Source organism: Synechococcus sp. PCC 7335 (assembly GCF_000155595.1).
Classification (GTDB): Bacteria; Cyanobacteriota; Cyanobacteriia; order Phormidesmidales; family Phormidesmidaceae; genus Phormidesmis.
The window spans coordinates 1,235,572-1,257,296 of record NZ_DS989904.1; the positions used below are offsets into that span (position 1 = coordinate 1,235,572).

At 48.4% G+C, this 21,725-nt stretch carries 24 protein-coding genes and 3 tRNA genes; 14 read left to right on the plus strand and 13 right to left on the minus strand.

What is annotated here, in order from left to right; genetic code table 11:
* Nucleotides 1-156 precede the first annotated feature (156 nt).
* Together S7335_RS05535 and S7335_RS05540 are read right to left on the minus strand one after the other, a co-directional pair.
* Nucleotides 157-1,395 carry a SpoIID/LytB domain-containing protein gene (locus S7335_RS05535; protein WP_006455191.1) on the minus strand — a complete coding sequence of 413 codons (1,239 nt, stop codon included), beginning with the start codon at nt 1,393-1,395 and terminating at the stop codon, nt 157-159.
* Between the two features lie 252 nt (nt 1,396-1,647).
* A complete protein-coding gene (locus S7335_RS05540) occupies nt 1,648-2,004 on the minus strand; it encodes a DUF3082 domain-containing protein (protein ID WP_006454873.1) in 357 nt (118 codons plus the stop codon).
* A gap of 249 nt (nt 2,005-2,253) precedes the next feature.
* Here S7335_RS05540 and rsmA point away from each other — a divergent pair, with 249 nt between their 5' ends.
* The 12 genes from rsmA (at nt 2,254) to S7335_RS05600 (ending at nt 11,045) form a co-directional block, all read left to right on the plus strand.
* Complete coding sequence (gene rsmA, locus S7335_RS05545) at nt 2,254-3,162, plus strand: 16S rRNA (adenine(1518)-N(6)/adenine(1519)-N(6))-dimethyltransferase RsmA (RefSeq protein WP_006454878.1); 909 nt, start codon at nt 2,254-2,256, stop codon at nt 3,160-3,162.
* Nucleotides 3,163-3,173: 11 nt separating this feature from the next.
* Nucleotides 3,174-4,130, plus strand: a complete 957-nt coding sequence (ispE, locus tag S7335_RS05550) for a 4-(cytidine 5'-diphospho)-2-C-methyl-D-erythritol kinase (protein WP_038015701.1) — start codon at nt 3,174-3,176, stop codon at nt 4,128-4,130.
* 296 nt (nt 4,131-4,426) lie between these two features.
* On the plus strand, nt 4,427-4,651 hold the full coding sequence (locus tag S7335_RS05555; RefSeq protein ID WP_006455847.1) for a DNA-directed RNA polymerase subunit omega: 225 nt from the start codon (nt 4,427-4,429) through the stop codon (nt 4,649-4,651).
* 91 nt (nt 4,652-4,742) lie between these two features.
* On the plus strand, nt 4,743-5,234 hold the full coding sequence (locus S7335_RS05560) for a hypothetical protein (protein WP_050765782.1): 492 nt from the start codon (nt 4,743-4,745) through the stop codon (nt 5,232-5,234).
* A complete protein-coding gene (locus S7335_RS05565) occupies nt 5,231-5,602 on the plus strand; it encodes a DUF1818 family protein (RefSeq protein ID WP_006456761.1) in 372 nt (123 codons plus the stop codon). Before S7335_RS05560 ends, S7335_RS05565 begins: the two co-directional genes overlap by 4 nt.
* A 771-nt stretch (nt 5,603-6,373) precedes the next feature.
* Complete coding sequence (locus S7335_RS05570; protein ID WP_006454475.1) at nt 6,374-6,967, plus strand: hypothetical protein; 594 nt, start codon at nt 6,374-6,376, stop codon at nt 6,965-6,967.
* 211 nt (nt 6,968-7,178) lie between these two features.
* Nucleotides 7,179-7,252: transfer RNA gene (locus S7335_RS05575), tRNA-Pro, on the plus strand.
* A 259-nt stretch (nt 7,253-7,511) separates the two neighbouring features.
* On the plus strand, nt 7,512-8,588 hold the full coding sequence (gene bchI / locus S7335_RS05580; protein WP_006456940.1) for a magnesium chelatase ATPase subunit I: 1,077 nt from the start codon (nt 7,512-7,514) through the stop codon (nt 8,586-8,588).
* A 12-nt stretch (nt 8,589-8,600) separates the two neighbouring features.
* The gene (ruvC, locus tag S7335_RS05585) at nt 8,601-9,095 is read left to right on the plus strand and encodes a crossover junction endodeoxyribonuclease RuvC (protein ID WP_038015706.1); all 495 of its coding nucleotides are present in this window, start codon (nt 8,601-8,603) and stop codon (nt 9,093-9,095) included.
* Nucleotides 9,096-9,186: 91 nt separating this feature from the next.
* Nucleotides 9,187-9,699 (plus strand): hypothetical protein, encoded by a 513-nt coding sequence (locus S7335_RS05590; RefSeq protein WP_157620103.1) that lies wholly within the window; start codon nt 9,187-9,189, stop codon nt 9,697-9,699.
* A gap of 174 nt (nt 9,700-9,873) precedes the next feature.
* Complete coding sequence (locus S7335_RS05595; protein WP_006457033.1) at nt 9,874-10,506, plus strand: glutathione S-transferase family protein; 633 nt, start codon at nt 9,874-9,876, stop codon at nt 10,504-10,506.
* Nucleotides 10,507-10,571: 65 nt separating this feature from the next.
* Nucleotides 10,572-11,045 (plus strand): cupin domain-containing protein, encoded by a 474-nt coding sequence (locus S7335_RS05600; RefSeq protein WP_227499953.1) that lies wholly within the window; start codon nt 10,572-10,574, stop codon nt 11,043-11,045.
* 55 nt (nt 11,046-11,100) lie between these two features.
* Here the strand turns inward: S7335_RS05600 and S7335_RS05605 are convergent, their stop codons facing one another.
* The 8 genes from S7335_RS05605 to S7335_RS05640 all read right to left on the minus strand — a co-directional run bounded on the left by S7335_RS05605 (nt 11,101) and on the right by S7335_RS05640 (nt 18,802).
* On the minus strand, nt 11,101-12,030 hold the full coding sequence (locus S7335_RS05605; RefSeq protein WP_006456682.1) for an NAD(+) kinase: 930 nt from the start codon (nt 12,028-12,030) through the stop codon (nt 11,101-11,103).
* Nucleotides 12,031-12,063: 33 nt separating this feature from the next.
* Nucleotides 12,064-12,369, minus strand: a complete 306-nt coding sequence (gene nuoK / locus S7335_RS05610) for an NADH-quinone oxidoreductase subunit NuoK (protein ID WP_038015710.1) — start codon at nt 12,367-12,369, stop codon at nt 12,064-12,066.
* A 95-nt stretch (nt 12,370-12,464) separates the two neighbouring features.
* Complete coding sequence (locus S7335_RS05615) at nt 12,465-13,085, minus strand: NADH-quinone oxidoreductase subunit J (RefSeq protein WP_038015712.1); 621 nt, start codon at nt 13,083-13,085, stop codon at nt 12,465-12,467.
* Between the two features lie 97 nt (nt 13,086-13,182).
* A complete protein-coding gene (ndhI, locus tag S7335_RS05620; protein ID WP_006455947.1) occupies nt 13,183-13,821 on the minus strand; it encodes an NAD(P)H-quinone oxidoreductase subunit I in 639 nt (212 codons plus the stop codon).
* A gap of 101 nt (nt 13,822-13,922) precedes the next feature.
* Complete coding sequence (gene nuoH / locus S7335_RS05625) at nt 13,923-15,041, minus strand: NADH-quinone oxidoreductase subunit NuoH (RefSeq protein WP_006455295.1); 1,119 nt, start codon at nt 15,039-15,041, stop codon at nt 13,923-13,925.
* Nucleotides 15,042-15,439: 398 nt separating this feature from the next.
* Nucleotides 15,440-16,600: a citrate synthase gene (locus S7335_RS05630; protein ID WP_006455985.1), complete on the minus strand. Its 1,161-nt coding sequence runs from the start codon at nt 16,598-16,600 to the stop codon at nt 15,440-15,442.
* A 63-nt stretch (nt 16,601-16,663) separates the two neighbouring features.
* Nucleotides 16,664-17,914 carry a bifunctional oligoribonuclease/PAP phosphatase NrnA gene (locus S7335_RS05635; RefSeq protein WP_006457393.1) on the minus strand — a complete coding sequence of 417 codons (1,251 nt, stop codon included), beginning with the start codon at nt 17,912-17,914 and terminating at the stop codon, nt 16,664-16,666.
* A gap of 387 nt (nt 17,915-18,301) precedes the next feature.
* Nucleotides 18,302-18,802 carry an HNH endonuclease gene (locus S7335_RS05640; RefSeq protein ID WP_038015716.1) on the minus strand — a complete coding sequence of 167 codons (501 nt, stop codon included), beginning with the start codon at nt 18,800-18,802 and terminating at the stop codon, nt 18,302-18,304.
* Between the two features lie 142 nt (nt 18,803-18,944).
* Here S7335_RS05640 and alr point away from each other — a divergent pair, with 142 nt between their 5' ends.
* Together alr and S7335_RS05650 are read left to right on the plus strand one after the other, a co-directional pair.
* A complete protein-coding gene (alr, locus tag S7335_RS05645) occupies nt 18,945-20,144 on the plus strand; it encodes an alanine racemase (protein ID WP_006454401.1) in 1,200 nt (399 codons plus the stop codon).
* Between the two features lie 40 nt (nt 20,145-20,184).
* Nucleotides 20,185-20,273, plus strand: a tRNA-Ser gene (locus S7335_RS05650).
* A 53-nt stretch (nt 20,274-20,326) separates the two neighbouring features.
* On the opposite strand, the gene S7335_RS05655 is transcribed toward S7335_RS05650, so the two are convergent.
* The 3 genes from S7335_RS05655 to S7335_RS05665 form a co-directional block, all read right to left on the minus strand.
* Complete coding sequence (locus S7335_RS05655) at nt 20,327-20,866, minus strand: peroxiredoxin family protein (protein WP_006457633.1); 540 nt, start codon at nt 20,864-20,866, stop codon at nt 20,327-20,329.
* Nucleotides 20,867-20,894: 28 nt separating this feature from the next.
* Nucleotides 20,895-21,494, minus strand: coding sequence for a peroxiredoxin (locus S7335_RS05660; RefSeq protein WP_006456439.1), 600 nt, complete (start codon nt 21,492-21,494; stop codon nt 20,895-20,897).
* Between the two features lie 56 nt (nt 21,495-21,550).
* A tRNA-Met gene (locus S7335_RS05665) sits at nt 21,551-21,623 on the minus strand.
* Nucleotides 21,624-21,725: the final 102 nt, after the last annotated feature.

A 21,725-nucleotide genomic window follows, 5' to 3' on the forward strand; every position in this document is an offset into this window, starting at 1 on the left:
AGCTATGCGAAGCAGCGGTAGGAACCCGCATCGCTTTGTGGCTTTAGGAAACGCTTACCAAGCCAAAAGGCTAAATGATTCACCTTCCTTGTAGGCATAGCCTTCTCTATAAGAGCGCATCGGAGGACCGCTATCTTTTGTAAGCAGGGCGGATAGTTAGTTTTCTAGCTGGGCGATCGCGGTGCTCTGATAGTAATGGTTCAAAATTTGCTCATAGTCCCAGCCCTTTTCAGCTAGAGTGCGGGCGCCCCACTGACTCATGCCGACACCGTGGCCGTAACCTGAGCCAGTAACGGTAATCATTTCTGTATCTTCGTTCAAGTCAATGTCAAACCGAGTACTGCGCAGCTTTAGTGCAGAGCGAACATCTCGGCCTCGCAAGGTTCTAGTACCGTCCTCTCCTGCGAAGGTAATAGATGCGACTCGCCCACTTGGTGTTAGTTGAGCAGTGCCAATAGTATGGATCTGACCAATGTCGCCAATCTTATGACTAAACTCAGTTAGGGTATAGGTTTCTTGCCAACTGTAGACAGGTGAGCCTTGATCGAAGTCTTGAACACTGCGTAGATAAGGTACGTCGCTACTCCACACGTCTGCAGCATTCTCGGTGCCGCCGCCCGAGGACGAATGAAAGATGGCTTCGATAACGGTGCCATTGTAGGTCACTACCTCCCGGGCCGTGCTATCGACAGCGTTAATGGTGTTGGGATGCTCTTGTTCTATTCCCTTGTATACCTGGTAAGTAGTGGTTGCATTGAGGTCGTAGAGGGGATGTTTAGAGCGCGATTGCTTGTACAAAGCGTAAGATCTAGCGGCTACTGCCTGAGACTGTAACGCAGCTTGTGGCCAGCTTGTCGGCATTTCACTACCTACTACGCTATACAGATAATCTTCCAACTCTACATAGTTAATAGCGAGTAGTTTGCCGCCTTCTTGAGCTACCCGCACTCGGCCGCGGTACCAACTGCCGTTGATCCAAACGAACCCGTCGTTAGCAGGCTCTAGCCAAAACGCATCCGACTCAGATAAGACTGTGCCATCGTTAACTAAATCGATGTCGGAAGTATCAGATTCCATGCTGACACCTTGCAACTGAGGAAGCTGATAGATTGCCTCGCCGCTGCCGTTACGGATAACCGCTGTCGTAGAACTACCAATAGTAACGGTGTCCTGGTCTTGCCCAATCGCTACTCTTAGCTCGACTGCGGCCTGCGCCGGTAGCACAAGCACCAGCCACAGGAGCATCCCACCCCACCACCGCAAGCTCCATCGCAGCGCTGATCCATGCTGCCGCCTAGAACCAGTCCCGTCAACTGCCTGATCGTTGCTCCCCAATGTCTGGTTGACCAGACCGAAAAGCCAGTTTTTAGCGAAAGAATTAGAGTTGGCAGACATGATTAAGCAAGGTTAGGGAGGTAAAGACACGCGTAGCGCTTGGACGAATGATTTAACGTATCAAATTTTGCTGAGCTTACGCTTCAACATTCCCTTAGCATCTTAGAGATTCCAATTGTCTCGAACAAGATTAGTGGCAGTTTTTGGGTTGGCTACTGTCGGAAGGCTATAGGTTTCTCTAGTGCGGCCTGTCTAAATTGAGAGTTTAGTGGATCAGCACGGATGATCCTAGTGGCGCTTAGTGGGTTTAGCTCAATCGGTAGCCTCTGACGATTGAGCGTCTGGCTTGAAAATTAGCTGAATACCTAGTGCCGTTAGGCCTAATGCTGCTACCCCAAAGACGCCTGCTCCCAAAGCTGCTATGCCAGTTACCAGTGTCCGAACCGCAGCCGAGATGTTCACTGCCACCGGATTGTCTGAAACAATTGGCTTGCTAGCAAAGGTTGCGGCAATCGAAATCGTCAGCCGATAGGCCAGTAGAGAAAGCGTGGCTGCCATCAGCGCTCCTGTAAAGCAGCGGAGCGGTGTTGCTGGCTTTTGACCACTTTCAAGATCTGAATCTTCAATGTCTGAAGCGTTAGTCGGAGTAGGCGAATTGGACTCTTCCATCAGTTGATTCCATCAGTTGGCAGCTATGGGTTTCGGCAGCGCTAATCACCTGTTTAGTACTCGTTACCTGTCTCGAGTGCGGTGTGTCTACCCAATCTCTAAAATACCGTGAGTGTGAAACGCTTGCCTCGCTCCTATTGAGATAGGATTTTCCCGCTGAGCGATCGCACACGCTAAGATAAGGTGCTAGCAAGCCCAGTCACCCATGACTTCCCTCAGGGCTATCTCTAATAAGGAATGGTTTGGCCTGTGCCTGCGAGAACTGGACGGAAAACAAGCGCTAACCCTGCGCCTAGAAATGACCCTAGGGCCGGTCCTAAAGTCGGTAAAAGAGCGCGAAAAAGATTTGGTCAGCACTGGCTGTGTAGCGATCAGGTGCTCAACCAGATTGTGAGGGCGGGCGAGTTGGCTGAAGGCGACCTGGTGCTAGAGATTGGTCCTGGCCAGGGCGTACTGACCCAAAGGTTGTTAGACACCTCTGCAAAGGTGCTCGCGGTGGAAATCGATCGAGATCTGTGTTTGCAGCTTAGCGATCAGTTTATTGCAGACATGGCGTCTGGGCAGTTTCGGCTGATTGAGTCTGACTTTTTAGAGCTGAACTTTGACCAGGCGCTGCTTGATTTTGAGCTAGATCGACCCAACAAAGTAGTTGCGAATATTCCTTACTACATCACCGCGCCTATTTTAGAGAAGCTGTTAGGGACAATGCGATCGCCCAACCCTTTCCCCTTCAGCAATATTGTCCTCTTAGTCCAAAAGGAAATCAGCGATCGCCTCTGCGCTCAACCCGGTACTAGAGCTAACGGCGCACTCACTATCCGAGTCCAGTATCTAGCTGAGTGCGAAGAGATCTGCTTAGTTCCGCCTAGCGCCTTTAAGCCTACTCCTAAAGTAGACTCCGCTGTTGTTCGACTTCGGCCTCGACCCTTTCTTACCCCCGCTGAAGATCCCATCTTCCTCAGTCAGCTGGTCAAACTTGGGTTTTCTCAAAAGCGTAAGATGCTACGTAACAACTTACAGAGCATTGTTGATCGCGATACGTTAAGTGCGCTTCTAGAAAGCCTTTCTCTCAATCCTCAAACTAGAGCAGAAGGTCTAGGCGTTGGTGAGTGGGTCGCCTTGAGCAATGCTGTTGGAAAATTAAAGTCAGAAGTATAGACCCGCCCTCGATGCTCACTTTCCTCGCTAACGCCAAAATCAACCTCCACCTTGAAATCATTGGCAGTCGACCTGACGGCTTTCATGAGCTAGTTATGGTCATGCAAAGCGTTGCTTTAGCGGATCGCATTACCCTTCGCCCTCTAAACACACCAACTATTCAGATTCAATGTGATCACCCGCAGGTTCCTACTGACTCAGCGAATCTGGCTTATCAGGCGGTAGCACTCCTTCAAGAGCGACTGCCTCATCGAACCAATCAAAAGGGTGGGGTAGAAATCACAATTGAGAAGAAGATTCCGGTAGGGGCTGGACTAGCGGGCGGATCGTCGAATGCGGCTGCGGTACTGTTTGGTCTAGATATCTTATGGGATCTAGGGTTGACGCGGGTGGAGCTTCAGGAACTCGGCTCGGAACTCGGCTCGGATGTGCCATTTTGCTTGGCAGGGGGATGCGCGATCGCGACCGGCAGAGGTGAGGAAGTCAATCTACTTTATAAAAACAACAGCCTTCACGCTGTCTTGGCTAAGTACAATAGCCTTTCAGTTTCTACCCCATGGGCCTATCAGACCTATCGAGAGCAGTTCGGCCACACCTACATCCCCGTCGACAGATTCACTAGCTTAGAGAAACGCCGAGCGCGAGTGCATTCTGGCAGTATGGTCCAGGCGATCGGCAAAAAGCAGTCGCAGGCGATTGGTTCAAATCTTTATAACGATCTAGAGAAAATCGTGTTGCCAGCTCATCCTAAGGTCGCTCTGCTCAAGTCAACCATGACTGCTTTGGCAGCGCAGTTCAATGCTCTCGGTACCCTAATGTCTGGTTCTGGACCTACCTTATTCACGCTATCTGAAACGCCAGAGCAAGCCCAGTCTATGGCGAAGGCACTCCGTCAATCCGTTAGCGACTCAGATCTTATGGTCTATACCGCTCCATTTACCGCCCATGGCATTGAGACCCTCTCTTAGCAGTGAGACTTTGTTTTAATAGCCTGATGACGATCGATCTATAGCTTTCGCCACTTAGCTCTACACATTTTCTAGGACTGAAACCCTTGATGTATGAAGAGCTAAGTGGTCAGCAATGACCGTAGGCTTTGCCTTCTCGCAGAGTCTGCATCCAGCCATTGCCCCCTAATTGCGCTTAGTCCAAGTACCACACACTTAGAGCCTAATTGAGGGTTCTGTTCATCTATGCCTGTAATCTAGGTCTGTAATCTGGCGCTGTTTGCTACACTAAACGCTGTTACCTAAAGAAATATTCTATGAAGCGACTTCCCTTTGACAGCCAACAAGTCATGCGCCGCACTGAAGATCTGATCAGCGCCGCCTCAAATCGCTATCGCATCACTGTACAAGTTGCTAACCGGGCGCAGCGTCGTCGTTTTGAAGAGTTCGATAGCTTAGATGAGTCCAAAATGAAGCCTGTCCTACGTGCGATTGTCGAGATGTCGGACGAGCTAACGCAACCAGAGATCATCGGTGAATAGGCATTCAGCATTCAGCTAGCATTCAATTGGCGTTCCCATCTAGTTAACACAACCAAATTTCAAGTCAAACTTTAAGAAAACAAGCGTGGCTATGTATAAACACCTAAAGCGATATCGTTTATTAGGCGTCTTAGTGGCTACGTTTGTTGCGTTTAACGGAATCGCACTTGAACCCGGGCAAGCTCAGTCTCCATCTCGCGCTGTTAACCCTGCGGCCATATCGATACAGGTATATACCCAGATACCAGAACTACCTTTAGAAAATCAGTATGTCAGCAGTGAAACCGGAGAGGTCGCTGCGGAAAATACACTGGTTTCTAGAATTATTCGCTATCACCTATACATCAAGGACCGTCCTACTACTTTGCGACTTGATTGGAAGCTGACGATGGCTGATTTTCTCGGTGTATTTGAGCGGATATCTGCCGATGACTATCCTGACTACGGTTTGCGAGAAAATCCGATGGCTGGTGATATCTTGGCAGTTGAGAATCTAAGCTGGGAGGTACGCGATCTCCTTACCAATCTTCTTTATGAAGCATTTGTCTCGCCGACCATAGCGTCTAATAGTGACCGCAGGTGAAGCAAAAAGTCCTAGAAGGAAATGGTTGGCGACTGGGCTGGAACCCTGAGGCTGATAACTTTCGTGGTTTGATAGCTGGACCAGACTGGGCCCTAGAGTTGACCGCTGCAGAACTCAAAGATTTTTGTAGGCTCGCTCGGCAGTTAGATAGCACGATGAACGCGATGACAGTGCAACTAGTCGACGAAGAGCGTTTGAGCTGTGAGCAGGAAACTCAGATAGTTTGGTTAGAAGCTGAAGGCTTTCCGACCTGCTATGGTCTGCGCTTCATACTATTGACAGGCAGAAAGTGCGAAGGAGAATGGCCGCCTGATGTAGTTCCACAGTTGATTAGCGCTCTAGATCAATTACCTTTTCGTGACCTATAGCGCTAGACACTTCGGCCGTAGGCACTGCTCTGTAGGTACTTCTCTGTATACCTTGCGCTGTGCACTACGGGGCACGAGTTCGAAGGTCAATTCCGCATAAGTAATCAAGCTTAACTAGGTTAATCTTGATCACTAGCTTTATCAATCACTAGCTTTATTACTTTATCTACAGCGTCATCGAGTCTATAGCGTCATTGACTGCCCAATAGCGTTTCAATTTTCACGCGTATCCAAGTCGGAGCAGGCTACGCTCGCTAGTCTTACGGGCTATGAAGACGACTACAAGGCAAAAACTATAGGACTGTCCTCAGGAATTAATATATGGTATATATGAACTATATTCCTGTATACTATCCTATGGACGAAACTGGAATGGGTAGCGTACTAGAGAGCTACAGACCACCCATCTGTCTGCTCGTCGCTAGATAGAAAAAAGCATCCCTTCTACTGCCAGCTTAGGACTCCAAATGCCCTAAACCTACCCTAGGCCTACAAGAGCCTAACGGTCTCTGTATTACCTCAAAGGGCCGCAGATTACATTTTTAGGTGCTCTTCGTTCGGATGTTAGAAACAATGAAGCAACTGCTGAGGTTCTCTTTTCCCATGTCATAGAATCTGGACTTTGAGTTGGAACCCATGGCTGCTAAGCGATGAATATGGATAACTGTCCTCTACTTATCTTTAGAGCTGTCTAGTGACCGGACCTAGCAGAGAAAAGTATGTATGATAGATTCAATTTAAAGCTCCTGCGGATTGTCCAGAGGATAGGTCATGAGTAGTGGAAATATCGACCGTATCCCGGTCAATCAACTGAGCGATCGCTACCAATTAGCTAGAAGCGCTGTGTACAAGCGCATGTCAGATTTAGGAGTTGAGCGGGAGAAGATCGGTAATCGAGCATACGTCAGTAACGAGCAGGTCAAGCTACTAGACGAGCTGCATAATTTTATCGGTGTGGGCGGCAACGTTGCCGAATTCATAGCCCGTAAAGGACTCAACAAGCCTAGCCCCTCGTCTTCTAACAATTCTTCAGGACAGTCCTCAGGTCGATCCTCAGGACAATCCTCGGATCTAGCCCTCAACCAGTCTGATATGGTGAAGCTGATCAGTGCGATCGCGGCCGAAATGTCCACAAAGCTTCAGCCTGCTTTGTCTGCGCGCGATCCGCTAGCCTACTACGAATCCTTAGAGAAAGCAGCTAAAGGAGGATGGAAGTTGAGGACCTCTGAATTGGCAGAGCTACTAAAACTCGATCCTAAAGAGATTGAGGGCTACGGCCACACCTTCTATGAAGCAGGATTCATCTTTAATCGTGCAGGCTATCGATCGGGGGGTGAAGGTGCTTGGCTAGTCTCGAAGAGATAGAACTAGTCCGTTCTATTCTCAATCTCCCTTTGGTCTTGTTCATTGAATCTACAATGCTATGTACTTAGGACAGTCTGTAGGATAAGTATCAGGAAGATACTCAGGACTATATTGCAGACTGTCCTAAACGTATCTGATAGCTAGTAGCGCACTACTTTGAGGTAGTAGGGGTCGTGGGTTGTGCTATTCTTGATAGGCAAATTAGCAGCTTCGGGGCGTAGCGCAGCTTGGTAGCGCACTACTTTGGGGTAGTAGGGGTCGTGGGTTCAAATCCCGCCGCTCCGATTGTTGGACAGTCTGCATACAGGAGCTTAAAGCGTTGACAATTTGTCAGCGCTTCTCTTGTATCAAAGGTGTATTAAAGGGTCGCTAGGAGGTAAGGCGATAGCTGAAGCTAGATTGGACGATCAGCATCTGCTAGCCATACGGTTTTCTAGCCATCGTGCTCTTCCTCCTTGCTGATGGGTTTATTTTTGGCATAAGCACTAGGCACAACCTCCTATGGCACAATGGAATAAGCCCAATGTATAAATGATTGCCACCTGTGAGTATCGTAAAGTCGCCAGCCCGCCGAGCCGTTTTTCCCTTCACTGCGGTTATTGGCCAAGAAGACATGAAGTTAGCGCTGATCTTGAATGTGATCGATCCTAAGATCGGTGGCGTGATGATCATGGGCGATCGCGGGACAGGTAAATCTACCACAATCCGGGCTCTAGCCGATCTGCTACCAGATATTGAAGTGGTCGCCAACGACCCTTTCAACCGTGCGCCTGATAACCCTGACGTTCTAGCTGAATATGAAGGTCAAGACATCACAACGGCTAGTAAAAAGGTGCCTATGGTTGATTTGCCTTTGGGTGCAACCGAAGATCGCGTTTGCGGCACGATTGATATTGAAAAAGCACTTGCTGAAGGCAAGAAAGATTTTGAACCTGGTCTACTCGCTAAAGCAAACCGCGGTCTGCTCTATGTAGACGAAGTAAACTTACTAGACGACCATCTAGTCGATGTTTTGCTAGATTCTGCCGCCTCTGGTTGGAACACCGTAGAACGTGAAGGTATCTCCATTCGTCACCCAGCGCAGTTTGTTCTGATTGGTTCTGGAAACCCGGAGGAAGGTGAACTACGACCTCAGCTATTGGATCGCTTTGGTATGCACGCTGAGATTCGCACCGTTCGTGAACCGACGCTGCGCGTTCGGATCGTAGAGCAGCGGACTGAATTTGACCAAGACCCAGAGGGGTTTGCCGCCCAGTGTCAGGCTGAACAAGCAGCGCTGCAAGAGAAGATTGTGGCTGCCCAGAATCGACTAAAGGACGTCACGCTTGATCACGAGTATCAGCTCAAAATATCTCAAGTCTGCTCAGAGCTGAATGTAGATGGACTAAGAGGCGATATTGTAAGTACTCGAGCAGCCAAGGCGCTAGCCGCCTACGAAGGCAGAACTGAGGTCGCTTTGGAGGACATCCAACGAGTGATTGCGCTATGTTTACGTCACCGTCTGCGCAAAGATCCTTTGGAATCAATTGATTCTGGTTTCAAGGTAGAAAAGACTTTTAGCGCTACTTTCGGTGTTGCCGCGCCAGAGATGAATGGCCGTAAGCCTATGGCTACTCGATAATTTAGTACCTGCATGACTAAGCGCATTCTTGGTTTGGACCCGGGTTTGGCAATTTTAGGGTTTGGCGTGCTCGAGTATGACCCAGCCAAGATGCGAGACTTGATGCCAGATATTCGAGTCATAGACTATGGCATTGTGCAGACGCCTGCTCGTACGGATACCGGCCAGCGCCTTTGTACTATATATAACGACTTGCACAGCGTCATCGACGAGTACAAGCCAGATTTGGTTTCAATTGAGAAGCTTTTTTTTTATCGGATGGGTAATACCATTTTGGTTGCCCAGGCTAGAGGCGTTGTGATGTTGGTGCTAGCTCAGTGCAATTTGCCTTTTGTAGAGTTTACGCCTGCTCAAATTAAGCAGTCGATCACTGGCCACGGCAATGCGGATAAAGTAGAAGTGCAGGACGCTGTAGCTAGAGAGCTGAACCTAGAGGCAATTCCTAAGCCGGACGACGCGGCGGATGGTTTGGCTGTTGCTTTGACAGCTTGGTTTCGTATGGAATAGCGCAGACGAACCTGATCCTAGTAATTTGATGCCAGTAATCTGATGCTAGTAATCCAATGCGAATGAAGTGATGCCTAGGGAGGACGAGGTCGTGCCTAAGTTTGCAAGCGCTGTAGACAGAGTAAAGGTAGAGCAGCTGATGCAGCCTGCCTTGATTCGAGTCATTGATAATATTCGAAAGCAGTTGGATAGCACAGCCTGGGAAGGCCAATATGACGAGAAGCTAGTATGGCCAGAAGGAACGACGGTAGAACAGCAGGAAGAATACGCCAGGTTGCAAAAAGGACTGCATGGTGTGCCACCCGAAGAACACGATCGAGTGGCTGCGCTGATGGCCGTGTTGCCCCAACCGTCACCTATTTACACGCTCAGACTCACGCATGTTGGACAGGCAGATCGAACGATAGATATCTGGAGTTTGTGCTATCAGGTGTGTGCGTTGGCGCAGCCTCTAGACCAGAGAAGTGCCGCTCAGGAGGGTGCTCAATCAGTGATCGCAGCAGACAATAGCTTATTTGATGACGCGGGCGAAATCGACTGGCGAGCGCTTGATGATAAGACACTAAATCTTGTCAGCAGTCACTTTGCGGCTTTGCCAGCTTAACTGCTCAGTTGACCACTCGCTTTGCGGTTTAATTTGCCACTGGCTAATCTGCTATTGGCAAAATAGACTTACCCAATTCAAAGAATAGATAGGATGAGCTTTGGATGTGTGCTTATCTTTATCTAACAAGGAACAATTGCCGAAAGATTACGTACTCAACCTTAAGGAAGCGCTATGCAATTGGTTGGAATGCTGGATTCTCCCTATGTCAGACGGGTAGCGATCGCCCTTCATAGTCTCCATATCCCATTCGATCATTTGCCGCTGTCGGTCTTTCGCAATATGCCAGAGTTTAGTCAGATTAATCCATTAATCAAAGCGCCTACGCTGGTGTGTGACGATGGTGAAGTGCTGATGGACTCTAGTTTAATTCTGGACTATATCGAACGGCTCGCTGGCCCAGACAATACGCTCATGCCTGTGAGTATCAAGCCCTATCAAAGGACCATTCGCTTAATCGGACTAGGTATTAATGCCTGCGATAAGACGGTACAGGTCGAGTATGAGCGTAAAAGACCTGAGGAAAAACAATATCAGCCTTGGCGCGATCGCATCCAGACGCAGCTGATTGTCGCCTATGATCAAATCGAGACTTACGCCACCAAGGCTCCAGGCTGGTTAGTCACAGAGAAAATGACTCAAGCCGATATTACCGTCTGTGTCGCTTGGCAGTTTACCCGCTTCATTGCCGACGATGTAATCGACTCTAGCCGCTATCCAGGCTTGGCCTCACTCTCAAAACGCGCCGAAGCTAGCGCTGCTTTTAAAGCTGTGCCCATAGACACTAGCTGGGAGCCCAAGTTTTAGCTTGCTCCTGATGTCTCTGTATATTGCCTAATATTGCCTGAGCCGCTAGTATCCTTAGATTCAAGATGACTCGAAGTCTTATGAAGATAGATCTCTGTGCTGTACCGATTGAGACAGGTACGAACTATCCTGCCCCTTTTCGATTGGCTGTAGAGGGGCGATCGCGTCAAAGGGTCGGCAATGCCGCTGGCCTGACAAATTTTGGTGTCAACATCACAACACTTACACCCGGCAGTCAGTCAGCACTAAGACATTGGCATTCGGCTCAAGATGAATTTGTCTATGTGACGCATGGTGAGCTAGTGCTAGTGACAGATGCTGGTGAGCAAGTAATCAAAGCCGGAGAGATGGCAGGGTTCGCCGCAGGTGTTGCCAACGGACATCATTTGATTAATCGCTCTAGCTATCTGGCTACTTATCTAGAAATTGGCGATCGCACTACACCCGATCAAGTTGATTATCCAGATCAAGACTTGCAGTGTGTTCCTGTAGATGAAGGCGATAGAGTCTTTCTGCATAAAGACGGTCGAGCTTACTAGTGGCAAAAAGCTCGTGCCGAAGAGTCAGATATTAAGGCAGGTTGTTTTTTTCTGTCTACTTTTGTCTCTGGCGGTGATTATTGAAGTAATTGACTCGCGCCCCTGCCCACTGCAGCTTGTTTCGTAGCGTCCGGTAATAAGAATGATCCTTGCCTAGCAAGATAAACTTTGCCAAATGACTGGCCATACGTATATCGACCCTTTGTCCGGGCCAGATCGTAGTGGCTAATACGCCATCAGCCCACAGCTTAGTATTTCCTTCAGGGTCAACAAGTGGCCAGACGCTGACAGTGCTACCGGGTGGCAGCACGATCGGGCGGCTAGATAAGCTCATCGGACAGATTGGAGTCACAATCAATGCGTGCATACCTGGATGCACGATCGGGCCGTTAGCCGAAACCGTATAGCCTGTCGAACCGGTCGGTGTGCCAATAAGTAGACCATCTCCTTGATATTGATCGACCACCTCTCCATCTATCTCTACTTCTAGCGTAGAGGTAATCATGCGATTCGGAGAGGCCGGTTTCACACACATTTCATTAAGCGCAAAGTAGCGATCGCTCACCGGCTCAATGTTGTGGGATTCACCTTTGTGCGTTCTTGCTTGCAACATCATCCGTCGCTGCACCGCAAATTGATCGCCTAGCAAGCGCTCCCATACCCGCTCAAAGTCGCCAATAACCTCCGACGAGTCTGCCAAAAAGCCAAGATGGCCCCCGATATTCACAGCCAAGATAGGAATATCATCCATTGCCAAGTGACGGGCAGCGGCTAGTGCGGTACCGTCTCCTCCTAACGCAACGGCAAGATCGATCGGCTGAGGCGTAGATTCTAGAAAAACAGGATAGGGGTTGTCTTGAGCACCACTCGGACCCATCATCACATTGGCGCCATGAGCTTCCAACTGCCGAGCACACTTATCGGCGCAGCTCTTACTACGCTGGTTGCCAGCCTTGTATACAATAATGACTTGCTTGAGCTGCACAGCGCTCCCTAGTTTCTACCAGCCGAATGACAACTACCACTTAAGTAGATTGAACTGCTCCATATCAACGGTGTCACGATTGCGATAGATAGATAGCACGATAGCTAGACCCACAGCAGCTTCAGCAGCAGCGATCGTAATTACAAAAACTGCGAACACCTGCCCTTTAATCCCATCTGGATCAAGATAGTTCGAGAAGGCCATTAGATTGATATTGACCGCATTCAGCATCAGCTCAATAGACATTAATACTCGAATGACGTTGCGGCTGATGACCAGACCATAGACACCAATACAAAATAAGGCCGCTGCCAATATTAGAAAATACTCAAGTTGCATAGGAAGAGATATATTTGGGAAATTGTCTAAATCCGTCAGCTACCGTACTAAAGCACTGACAAAAGGCCACCACCAAGAAGCGACTAACAAAAAGGCTATTCGTTCGGCCGGCCCGCAGCAACCAGCTCGCGAGGTTTTTCAGGAAGCGTAAGCGCTTCTGTAGGTGCAATTAGCTCATCTGGAATGTACTCGCGTCGCGCCAAGATAATCGCTCCAACTAGCGCAATCAACAGCAATACAGATGCCAGCTCAAAAGGCAACAAGTAATCACTAAAGAAGTGCTGACCGATCACCTCAATTGCCTTATCCCCAGCGGCAGGTGCACTAGAAATAGCCCATGGATGAGAAAGCACCATCGTACTTAGCAATCCAAATAACCCTGCACAAACTGCGCCGGTTGCAGCTTTTCCAATCCAGGCATTCTTGACTTCAATAAAATCTTCTTGCTTATTGACCAGCATGATTCCAAACAAAATCAGCACATTGACTGCACCTACATAAATCAGTACCTGTGCTGCTGCTACAAACCCAGCATTGAGCAAGATATAAAAGCCAGCAATGCTAATAAATACTAGGCCCAATAGAAAAGCTGAGTACACAATACTAGAGAGCAGCACAACGCCTAGCGCCCCAACTACCATAATTAGACCTAGCAGTCCAAAAGAGACAACCTGTACTCCTTCTGCCAAGCTAAACGGCGCAGAATCTAAAGCCAATATCAAAATGATGTTCTCCTCTCAATACACATATCGAATACAGACGTTGACCAAACACTACTAAACTGAACCACAAGTGAGCCGCAAACGTATTCAGCTAGTTCTCTGTGGCGCTCTTTGCAGGGTCTTTTGCAGAGTCCTCTTTGGCCTGCTGCGCTTCCATTTCTGCCAAAATATCTTTGGGCAACCTGCCTGCTCTTTGACTGCCTACTGGCAGATCATGGGGGTCCATCACACCCTTGGGCAAGTAGGCAAACTCACGCATCGGCGTCACCATTGGATCGTTAGTGACTTTGTAGGGCAGACGGCCTAAAGCGACGTTGTCATAATTCAGATCATGTCGATCGTAGGCTGAGAGCTCGTATTCTTCTGTCATCGACAGGCAGTTAGTTGGACAATACTCGACACAGTTACCGCAAAAGATGCACACCCCAAAGTCGATACTGTAGTGGTTAAGCACCTTCTTCTTCGCTGCTTTATTAAATTCCCAATCGACTACCGGTAAGTTAATGGGGCAAACCCGCACACAGACTTCGCAAGCAATACACTTGTCGAATTCGAAGTGAATACGGCCTCGATAGCGCTCAGACGGAATCACCTTCTCGTATGGGTACTGAACCGTTACCGGGCGACGCTTCATGTGATCAAAAGTTACAGAGAGCCCTTGCCCGATAAACTTTGCTGCCTGGGCCGTTTCTTTAGCGTAGTCACCAACTTGTTTTAAGAAGTTCAACATGGCACGAAGTCTAGATAGGTAAGCAGTAGAAAAAAGAAGGCGATAAGCAGTCGAGTGAAAGCACTAATGCTAGTCGACATTAGCGAGCGTCAACACTAGGTTTAGCCGCCGAACGCGCCTGGAAACGTCAGCTTAAGTCCAGCGGTTGCTAGTAAGTTTACTAAAGCAATTGGGAGTAGAAACTTCCAGCCCAGATCAAGCAGCTGGTCAATCCTAACGCGAGGCACCGTCCATCTAAGCAAGATAGTCAGAAATACCAGCAAATATGCCTTGATCATTGTCATCACGATCCCTAAGGCTGCCGTCAGAATCTGTACCCAGGCCACGTTGGCATCAATTCCTAGCAGTGCCGTGATGCTCTCAACTGGTACAGGAAAGCTCCAACCGCCTAGATATAGCACTGATACAATCAGCGCAGATAGCATCAGGTTGACGTAAGAGCCTACATAGAACAGACCAAACTTCATCCCGGTGTATTCAGTTTGGTAGCCTGCTACTAGCTCTTCCTCTGCTTCAGGTAGATCAAAGGGGAGACGTTCGCACTCTGCTAAGGCAGAGATCCAAAAGATGACGAATCCTACCGGCTGCCGCCAGATATTCCAACTCAAGATGCCATAGCCAGATTGCTGATTGACAATGTCAATTGTGCTTAGTCCATTGGACATCATTACAACTGCTAGAACAGCGAGTGCAAGTGGAATCTCGTAACTAATTGACTGAGCTGCGGCGCGTAAGCCGCCCAGTAAAGAGTACTTATTGTTCGAAGAATAGCCGGCCATCAATAGCCCAATGGGCGTGATGCTCGAAAGAGAGATCCATAGAAAGATGCCAATACCCAAGTCGGTGATAACCAGATTTTGACCAAATGGAACGATTAGAAAAGACAGAAAGACGGGAATGACTACGACCGCAGGACCGATTATAAAGAGCCAAGGGTCTGCTTTGGCAGGCGTAATATCAGCTTTAAAGATAAGCTTGACTCCGTCTGCTACAGCCTGCAGCGCACCTAATGGGCCAATATACTCAGGACCAACCCGCTGCTGTGCGGCTGCGGAAATTTTTCGCTCTAGCCAAACGCAAATAAAAATGCTGACTGTTGCCACAATCAGCATAAGTAACATCGGCAGTGGAATCCAAACTGTTTTGGCTGCGCCTGTCGGCAGACCCAAATCTATCAGTGCTTGAACGAAGGTCCCTTGAAGGTCAATCCCTGGAGTCATGCTAATAAAAGACGTTTTGCGGTGTCTAGATACATTGCTTTAACAGATTCTAACGCTTAATCAACTTCTATACGCTCTATCTATATTGCAAACACGACCTAGAGCGATAGATAAAGCCTATGACCCTAATAAAAGTAGTCGACAATAAAACCCCTTCGGCAAATGCCGAAGGGGCTGGAGTTCCTGAAAATCGTCACTGGATACATAGTCTATGTAGTCTTGGAAATTGTAAAGGGGGGTGATGCCCATCACCGGGTGATTATGCTAGAAGACTAGGGCTTTACACCGTTGAACTTTGGACTTGAGAACTCTGTACTCGAACTGTACTCGCACTGTCGCTAAGGAGCCGCGTTCAACGGTGGAGTCGTCGCGATATAAAGGACTGAGCGATATAGGGACTATTTGTCCCAAATATCGGGTCTTTTATCGATAGGGAGGTAGGGCTGCGCATGTAAGCCTTCGTATATCTGGGTGGGGCGAAAGATTCTGTTTGTACTGATTTGTTCTTTCCAGTGAGCTAGCCAGCCAGCCACACGTGCGATCGCAAAGATTGGCGTAAATAGATCGGACGGAATTCCTAGCTTGCGATACACCAGTCCAGAATAGAAGTCCACATTAGGATAGACTCCCTTGTGGCCCAGTTTTTCTTCCACCACCAGCTCCAGCTCTAGCGCAATATCGTAATAGGCATCACGGCCAACTTTCTCAAATAGCTGTTCGACCAGTCCCTGTAGAATGACTGCCCTGGGGTCTTTTACCTTATACACCCGGTGACCAAAGCCCATAATCTTCTCACGGTTGGCAATTCGCGCGTCGATATAGGGCCGCACGTTATCGACAGAGCCAATTTCCTCTAGCATAGCGATCACCTCTTCGTTAGCCCCGCCGTGCAGCGGCCCTGCTAATGTGCCGACCGCAGAGGCTACCACCGCATAGGGATCGGTTAGGGTAGAAGCTGTCACCATCGCAGAGAAGGTAGAGGCATTGATAGTATGCTCAGCGTGCAAGATTAAGCACACATCAAAAATCCTCGCGGATAGGGCATCTGGCACCCTTTCATTGAGCATATATAGAAAATTGGAGGCATAGTCGAGATCGTCTCTGGGCTGAACGGGATCATTCCCTTTACGCATCAGTTCAAAAGCAGCCACCATTGTCGGAATCTTCGCCAGCAGTCGGACAACTGCATTTTGTACATAGGCAGGATCATTCAGCTCTCGCTTAGAGTGGAATAGACCCAATGCGGCGGCGCATGCCTGTAATGCATCCATCGGATGACCGCTTTCTGGAAAGCATTTCATCATGTCTCGAATGCGATACTTCAGCCGACGGTGATATTGAACTTCGTGTTTAAAAACGTCTAGTTCGGCCTGAGTTGGTAATCCGCCCCAAATCAATAGGTAAGAGCTTTCTAAAAAAGTGCTACTGCGAGCAAGGTCCTCTATTTTGATGCCGCGATACTCTAGTATTCCACTCTTACCGTCTACATGGCTAATACTCGACTGCGTAGCTGGAACCCCTTCTAAGCCTGGTCGGTATTGGTGTAGCATCGTTGTCATAGTGAGGGTCCTGATCGGGTCAGTCAAAGTCAATGCTTTTTTAGTATCTCACTACTCGGATTCCTAATCGGTATTTAGTACACCGTTTTCAGGATTGACCAACCGCTGCAGCTTTTGCTTGATTTGCTTGTCGAACACTTCCCATTTCTGGCGGTTGTAGTCGCTATTTTCATAGTAGCCAGACAGAAAGCCAATCGGAATCTCAAAGCCGCCTGCCATAGAACGTCCGCCTCCAAAAAACCGTCCGTGATTGTCTTGGCCTAAAGCTTCTTTGATAAATTCATCTGGATCAAGCGTAATCTTGTTCGTTCTTAAAGAGCCTACGACCAGCTCTTTTTCCTCGTCCTCGTCATGAACGATGCCGTAGACAACCGCTGTGTGAACATTCTCCTCGGTCACTAAAAAATCTGCGGCTTGAGGGATGGCATCTCTATCTTCATAGCGAAGGTAGCCTACCCCGGCAATGGAGACACTGTTTTGTATTTGACGGTTGCGCAGCGATCGCTCGATCACATCCATTACCCGACGCGATCGTGAAGCTTGCAGCACTGCGCTCAATAGCTGCGCGTCGTAGTATTTACTTAAGAAAGCTGCCGCTAAAAAATCAGGCTCCGATGCTTGCAGGAGGTGACTTGTATCAGAACGTAGTCCATGCATCAGCGCCGTCGCACACTTCACATGGTTATCATTACTGCGATCTAGCTGAACAATTCCAGAGCGCAAGTACTCAGTCATGATCGTCGCTGTTGCATGGATATCTGGTCGGATATCAATGAGTTCACCCAAAAGCTTCCCCTGCGGGGCGTGATGATCGACAACAAGCAACAGCGGGAGTTCGGCGTCTTGAACTTTTTTGGTCAGGTGACTAGTTGTGCCCTGCGTATCCACTAAAACGTAGCCCTGATATTCAGACAGATCAGGCGTGTCTTTCGCACCCACTGGCCACCGTTTTGCTGGCAGATTGGTCAGCTTGACTAGAGCGATGTTTTCTTGATGGCTAAGGGTCCCTGAGTAGTAGATATCGCATTGGATGTTGTAGGCATTTGCCATCAAACGGTAAGCCCAAGCCGAAGATAGCGCATCAGGATCAGGAAAGTCTTGCAAGAGAACGATCTGATGGGTACCGCTATGCTTTTTTAGTAGCTTTTCGAGTGCTTCTGTAGGGTTACTTTCAAATCCAGCCGCACGACGCAATTTGTCTGTCTGGCCAGCTGTCACTGAGTCCGTTGCTTTTGAAGCAAGCGTACCTGTCACTGATGATTCATCGGTGCTAAGAGGTTGCCTATCTTTTGATAAAGTGCCTTCGTCTAACAAAGTGCTTCTAGGGGAGTGACGTTTACAGTAATCTAATAGTCTTTTATTCTGACGGATATGAGCGCAGATAGATAGTGGGGTTTATGGCCTGTTTTGTTTATGGCTATCAGTCCTTGCGTTCGTAGTACTTTTAGGTTCTTCTCTACAGGTGCAAGTACCTAGGTTAAGTAATTTCTGTTCAGGTCACTTACTGTTTAAGTCACTTAGAGCCAAGCTGCTGAGGAGATACCTCAAATAAAAGAGCAAGAGATCTAAACAAGCAAGAGATCTAAACAAAAGAGCGGCAGCTCTAAGGATGGTAGTTGTTGATAGCGCGGTTGTATATAAGTGTGACTATGCTCATTTTAACCAACGCTACTAATTGATGCTGTTGAGTTTTAAGGCTGTTTAGTTTAATCCAATCACATATCTACGCCATTCTTGATGGACACCACCACGTACGTGCCTAGATATTTCAAAATACAGGCTACTGTGTGGTTTTCGCGGTTGGTTCGCTAAGGGCATTTCGGCTTCTCTGGGAGTGCGGCTACCTTTTTTGACGTTGCAGCGTACGCAGGCACTAACAATATTTTCCCATGAATCGCCACCCCCGCGTGATCTAGGAATGACGTGATCTAATGTTAATGTCTCACCTGTATAGCCGCAGTATTGACAAGAGTGGTTATCACGATGGAGTAGATTGCGGCGGGTTAGGGGAATGTCTTTGTAGGGGATGCGAACGTAGTGGCGTAATCGAATGACGGTAGGCAATGGAAAGTCGGGATAAATCTGTTCCTCTCGCTGCTCAATCTGCTCAGCTTTGCCCTTAATGATGAGCACAACCGCACGTCGCCAACTGGTAATGTTTAGCGGTTCATAGGAGGCATTTAAAACGAGAACCTTACTCATGTACTAGTACGCCAAATCCTGAATAGATAGTAGCATAGCCAAGGAATTCCGAAGGTTTGAGCGCTGCTACACTGGTTTCCTGAAAGAATCCATCCACTTTTTCACGGGTTCTTTTCATTCCTTTCATTCTTTTGAGGTCGCTATGCTGAGCTGGGAGGCAACACCTGCACTATCACCTATGCGCTGTGCCAGGGCTTGGGTCGAAATCAACCTAACGGCGCTAGCCCATAATGTGAAGGTACTCAAAGCAATGTTGCCAAAGGGTACTGATTTGCTCTCTGTGGTTAAGGCTGATGCGTATGGCCACGGGGCGGTGATGGTTGCTGATGTGGCGATCGCGGCTGGTACAACTTGGCTAGGCGTAGCGACGGTGCCGGAGGGAATAGAACTGAGGCAGGCAGGCATCGACGTGCCTATCCTAGTAATGGGCGCGGTGAATGACTCGGCGGAAGTCAGGGCGATCGCGCATTGGAATTTACAGCCAGTTATTGTCAATCCCAAACAAGCCTTGGTCTTTTCTGAGACGCTAAAGGACCAGCGCACGCCCGTTCAAGTTCACATCCAGCTAGATACCGGCATGTCGAGGCTTGGCTTTAGCTGGCAGCGAGCTGTAGAATTCGTCCGCTTTGTTCGTCAGCTACCTTATCTAGAAACGGTTGGTCTTTGCTCTCATTTTGCGACTGCTGATAGCCTCGACCAGACAGTAATGCGATTGCAGCACGACCGATTTAAGCAGGCGATCGCTCGGCTCAAACAAGAAAGCCTTCTTCCCGTTCGGCTCCACATTGCTAACTCTGCTGCTGCCTTAATAGCACCAACGTTTCACTACGATATGGTGCGCATGGGGTTAGCTACCTACGGACTCTATCCTGCACCACACCTAAGGGATAAGCTCAAAGTTGAGCTACAGCCAGTTCTAGAGCTTAAAGCTCGCATCACCCATATTAAGGAGATAGACGCTCACACAGGTGTCAGCTACAGCTATCAGTTCATTGCGCCTAAGTCGATGAAAATCGCAATTGTTGGTATTGGCTATGCGGACGGCGTTCCACGGATTCTCTCCAATAAAATGCAAGTCGTTGTCAACGAACAGCGAGTGAATCAAATTGGTGCAATCACAATGGATCAGCTCATAATTGATGTTTCAGACCTTGAAAGCGTTCAAGAAGGTGACATCGTTACCCTCTTGGGGCGAACTCAATATCACTGCCTACACGCTGACGAGTGGGCCGAACTTGCCGGCACCATTTCTTGGGAAATCCTTTGTGGATTTAAACATCGCTTACCTAGAGTGACGCTATCAAACCAAGCCACCTCTCAAATTACCTCAAAATTTTGCTAGAGCTTTCGCAGAGTTCTTGGTATTATGGTTGCTCACTCTAGGAGAAGTGGCTGAGTGGTTGAAAGCGGCTCCCTGCTAAGGAGTTATGGGGTGTAAACTTCATCGAGGGTTCGAATCCCTCCTTCTCCGTTGTTTTTAGCGTATGCCTACCTAGCTATTATTCGCTGGATATAGGCGCCTTCTTATAGGTTTCTGACCGCCCAGAGCAATCGCTCAGGCGTCGCATTTGTATGTGCAAAAGAAAATAAGTGCTGGAAGCGCAGTCGGCCCTGAGCATCCAAGACAAACTGGGCAGGTAACGGTGCTCCTAGCGCCTGGCCCGTTCCGTACCTACGGAAGACCTTGCAGTCTGAATCGACTAGCAGTGGTAGCTGCAGGGAAAGATCCCGCTGTATTTTTTGACTTTGGAGCGCATCTGTACTTGTCACCATCAACGCAGCTACCCCTAGCCCAACAAACTGGCTGTACGCTTTATTCACCGATAGGATGTGCGGGTAGCAAAAAGGGCAGTACTGCTTTTCAGTGAAGATCCGAGTGAAGAGCACTACAACTGGTCTCCCTCTGTAGCCAGAGAGCTGATGAACCTGTTGGTTAGTATCTGTCAGAGAAAAATCAGGTAGGATTTCTCCAATCTGGAATCGACAGTGAGCAGGTAGAGGTAGGAAATTTCTGAAAAAGCGCTGATTGAAGAGCCCTTGAAGATTGCTGGGAGTAAGCTGCATCTAGACGGTTACTGACACATATAGTGACTTATACAGCTGCAAAAAACTCTCTCGATTTCACCGGATCGGGAATCATTGTCGAATCGCCAGGTTGCCAGCCAGCCGGACAAACTTCATCAGGATGAGACTGAACATGCTGAACCGCCTGAAGTACACGCAGCGTTTCGTCAACACTGCGGCCAAAGGAAAGGTTGTTAATTGTGGCATGTTGTACGATGCCTTCTCTATCGATAATAAATAGGCCGCGTAGAGCTACGCCTACTTCTGTATCAAGCACGTTATAGGCTGAGCTAATTTCCTTCTTGATATCTGAAACCAGCGGGTAGTTAAGATCGCCAACGCCACCCATCTTTCGATCTGTCTGAATCCATGCAAGATGGGAGAATTCGCTATCGATAGAAACGCCTAGCACTTCTGTTTTGATATCCTTGAAGCTATCATAGCCATCACTGAACGCAGTGATTTCCGTAGGACACACAAACGTAAAATCTAAAGGATAGAAAAAAAGAACGACGTACTTACCACGATAGTCGGACAGCTTGATTGTCTTAAACTCTTGATCGACCACAGCAGTAGCCGTGAAGTCTGGAGCAACTTGACCTACTCTAAGACATCCTTGCTCACTCATAAACGTTCTCCGCGTTCAATACTTTCCTATTCACTTCCGTGGCATCGGCATCTTCATGGCTCTGGCGGGATTTGAACCTGCGACCTTGGGCTTATGAGTCCCCTGCTCTAACCACTGAGCTACAGAGCCGTGCGCAATAGATTACTGCCGCTGGGTTGCGATAATCTTGGCTCAACAAATGTAACACGAAACGGAAAACCCTAGAAAAGTATCCTATGACTGGCTTCGGAA

Excerpts from the sequence above, each read along its gene's own strand:
- S7335_RS05535 (WP_006455191.1), bottom strand. The coding sequence starts at position 1,395 with ATGTCTGCCAACTCTAATTCTTTCGCTAAAAACTGGCTTTTCGGTCTG.
- S7335_RS05540 (WP_006454873.1), bottom strand. The coding sequence starts at position 2,004 with ATGGAAGAGTCCAATTCGCCTACTCCGACTAACGCTTCAGACATTGAA.
- ispE (WP_038015701.1), top strand. The coding sequence starts at position 3,174 with ATGCTCACTTTCCTCGCTAACGCCAAAATCAACCTCCACCTTGAAATC.
- S7335_RS05555 (WP_006455847.1), top strand. The coding sequence starts at position 4,427 with ATGAAGCGACTTCCCTTTGACAGCCAACAAGTCATGCGCCGCACTGAA.
- S7335_RS05560 (WP_050765782.1), top strand. The coding sequence starts at position 4,743 with ATGTATAAACACCTAAAGCGATATCGTTTATTAGGCGTCTTAGTGGCT.
- S7335_RS05570 (WP_006454475.1), top strand. The coding sequence starts at position 6,374 with ATGAGTAGTGGAAATATCGACCGTATCCCGGTCAATCAACTGAGCGAT.
- ruvC (WP_038015706.1), top strand. The coding sequence starts at position 8,601 with ATGACTAAGCGCATTCTTGGTTTGGACCCGGGTTTGGCAATTTTAGGG.
- S7335_RS05595 (WP_006457033.1), top strand. The coding sequence starts at position 9,874 with ATGCAATTGGTTGGAATGCTGGATTCTCCCTATGTCAGACGGGTAGCG.
- S7335_RS05600 (WP_227499953.1), top strand. The coding sequence starts at position 10,572 with ATGACTCGAAGTCTTATGAAGATAGATCTCTGTGCTGTACCGATTGAG.
- nuoK (WP_038015710.1), bottom strand. The coding sequence starts at position 12,369 with ATGCAACTTGAGTATTTTCTAATATTGGCAGCGGCCTTATTTTGTATT.
- ndhI (WP_006455947.1), bottom strand. The coding sequence starts at position 13,821 with ATGTTGAACTTCTTAAAACAAGTTGGTGACTACGCTAAAGAAACGGCC.
- nuoH (WP_006455295.1), bottom strand. The coding sequence starts at position 15,041 with ATGACTCCAGGGATTGACCTTCAAGGGACCTTCGTTCAAGCACTGATA.
- S7335_RS05630 (WP_006455985.1), bottom strand. The coding sequence starts at position 16,600 with ATGACAACGATGCTACACCAATACCGACCAGGCTTAGAAGGGGTTCCA.
- S7335_RS05640 (WP_038015716.1), bottom strand. The coding sequence starts at position 18,802 with ATGAGTAAGGTTCTCGTTTTAAATGCCTCCTATGAACCGCTAAACATT.
- alr (WP_006454401.1), top strand. The coding sequence starts at position 18,945 with ATGCTGAGCTGGGAGGCAACACCTGCACTATCACCTATGCGCTGTGCC.
- S7335_RS05655 (WP_006457633.1), bottom strand. The coding sequence starts at position 20,866 with ATGCAGCTTACTCCCAGCAATCTTCAAGGGCTCTTCAATCAGCGCTTT.
- S7335_RS05660 (WP_006456439.1), bottom strand. The coding sequence starts at position 21,494 with ATGAGTGAGCAAGGATGTCTTAGAGTAGGTCAAGTTGCTCCAGACTTC.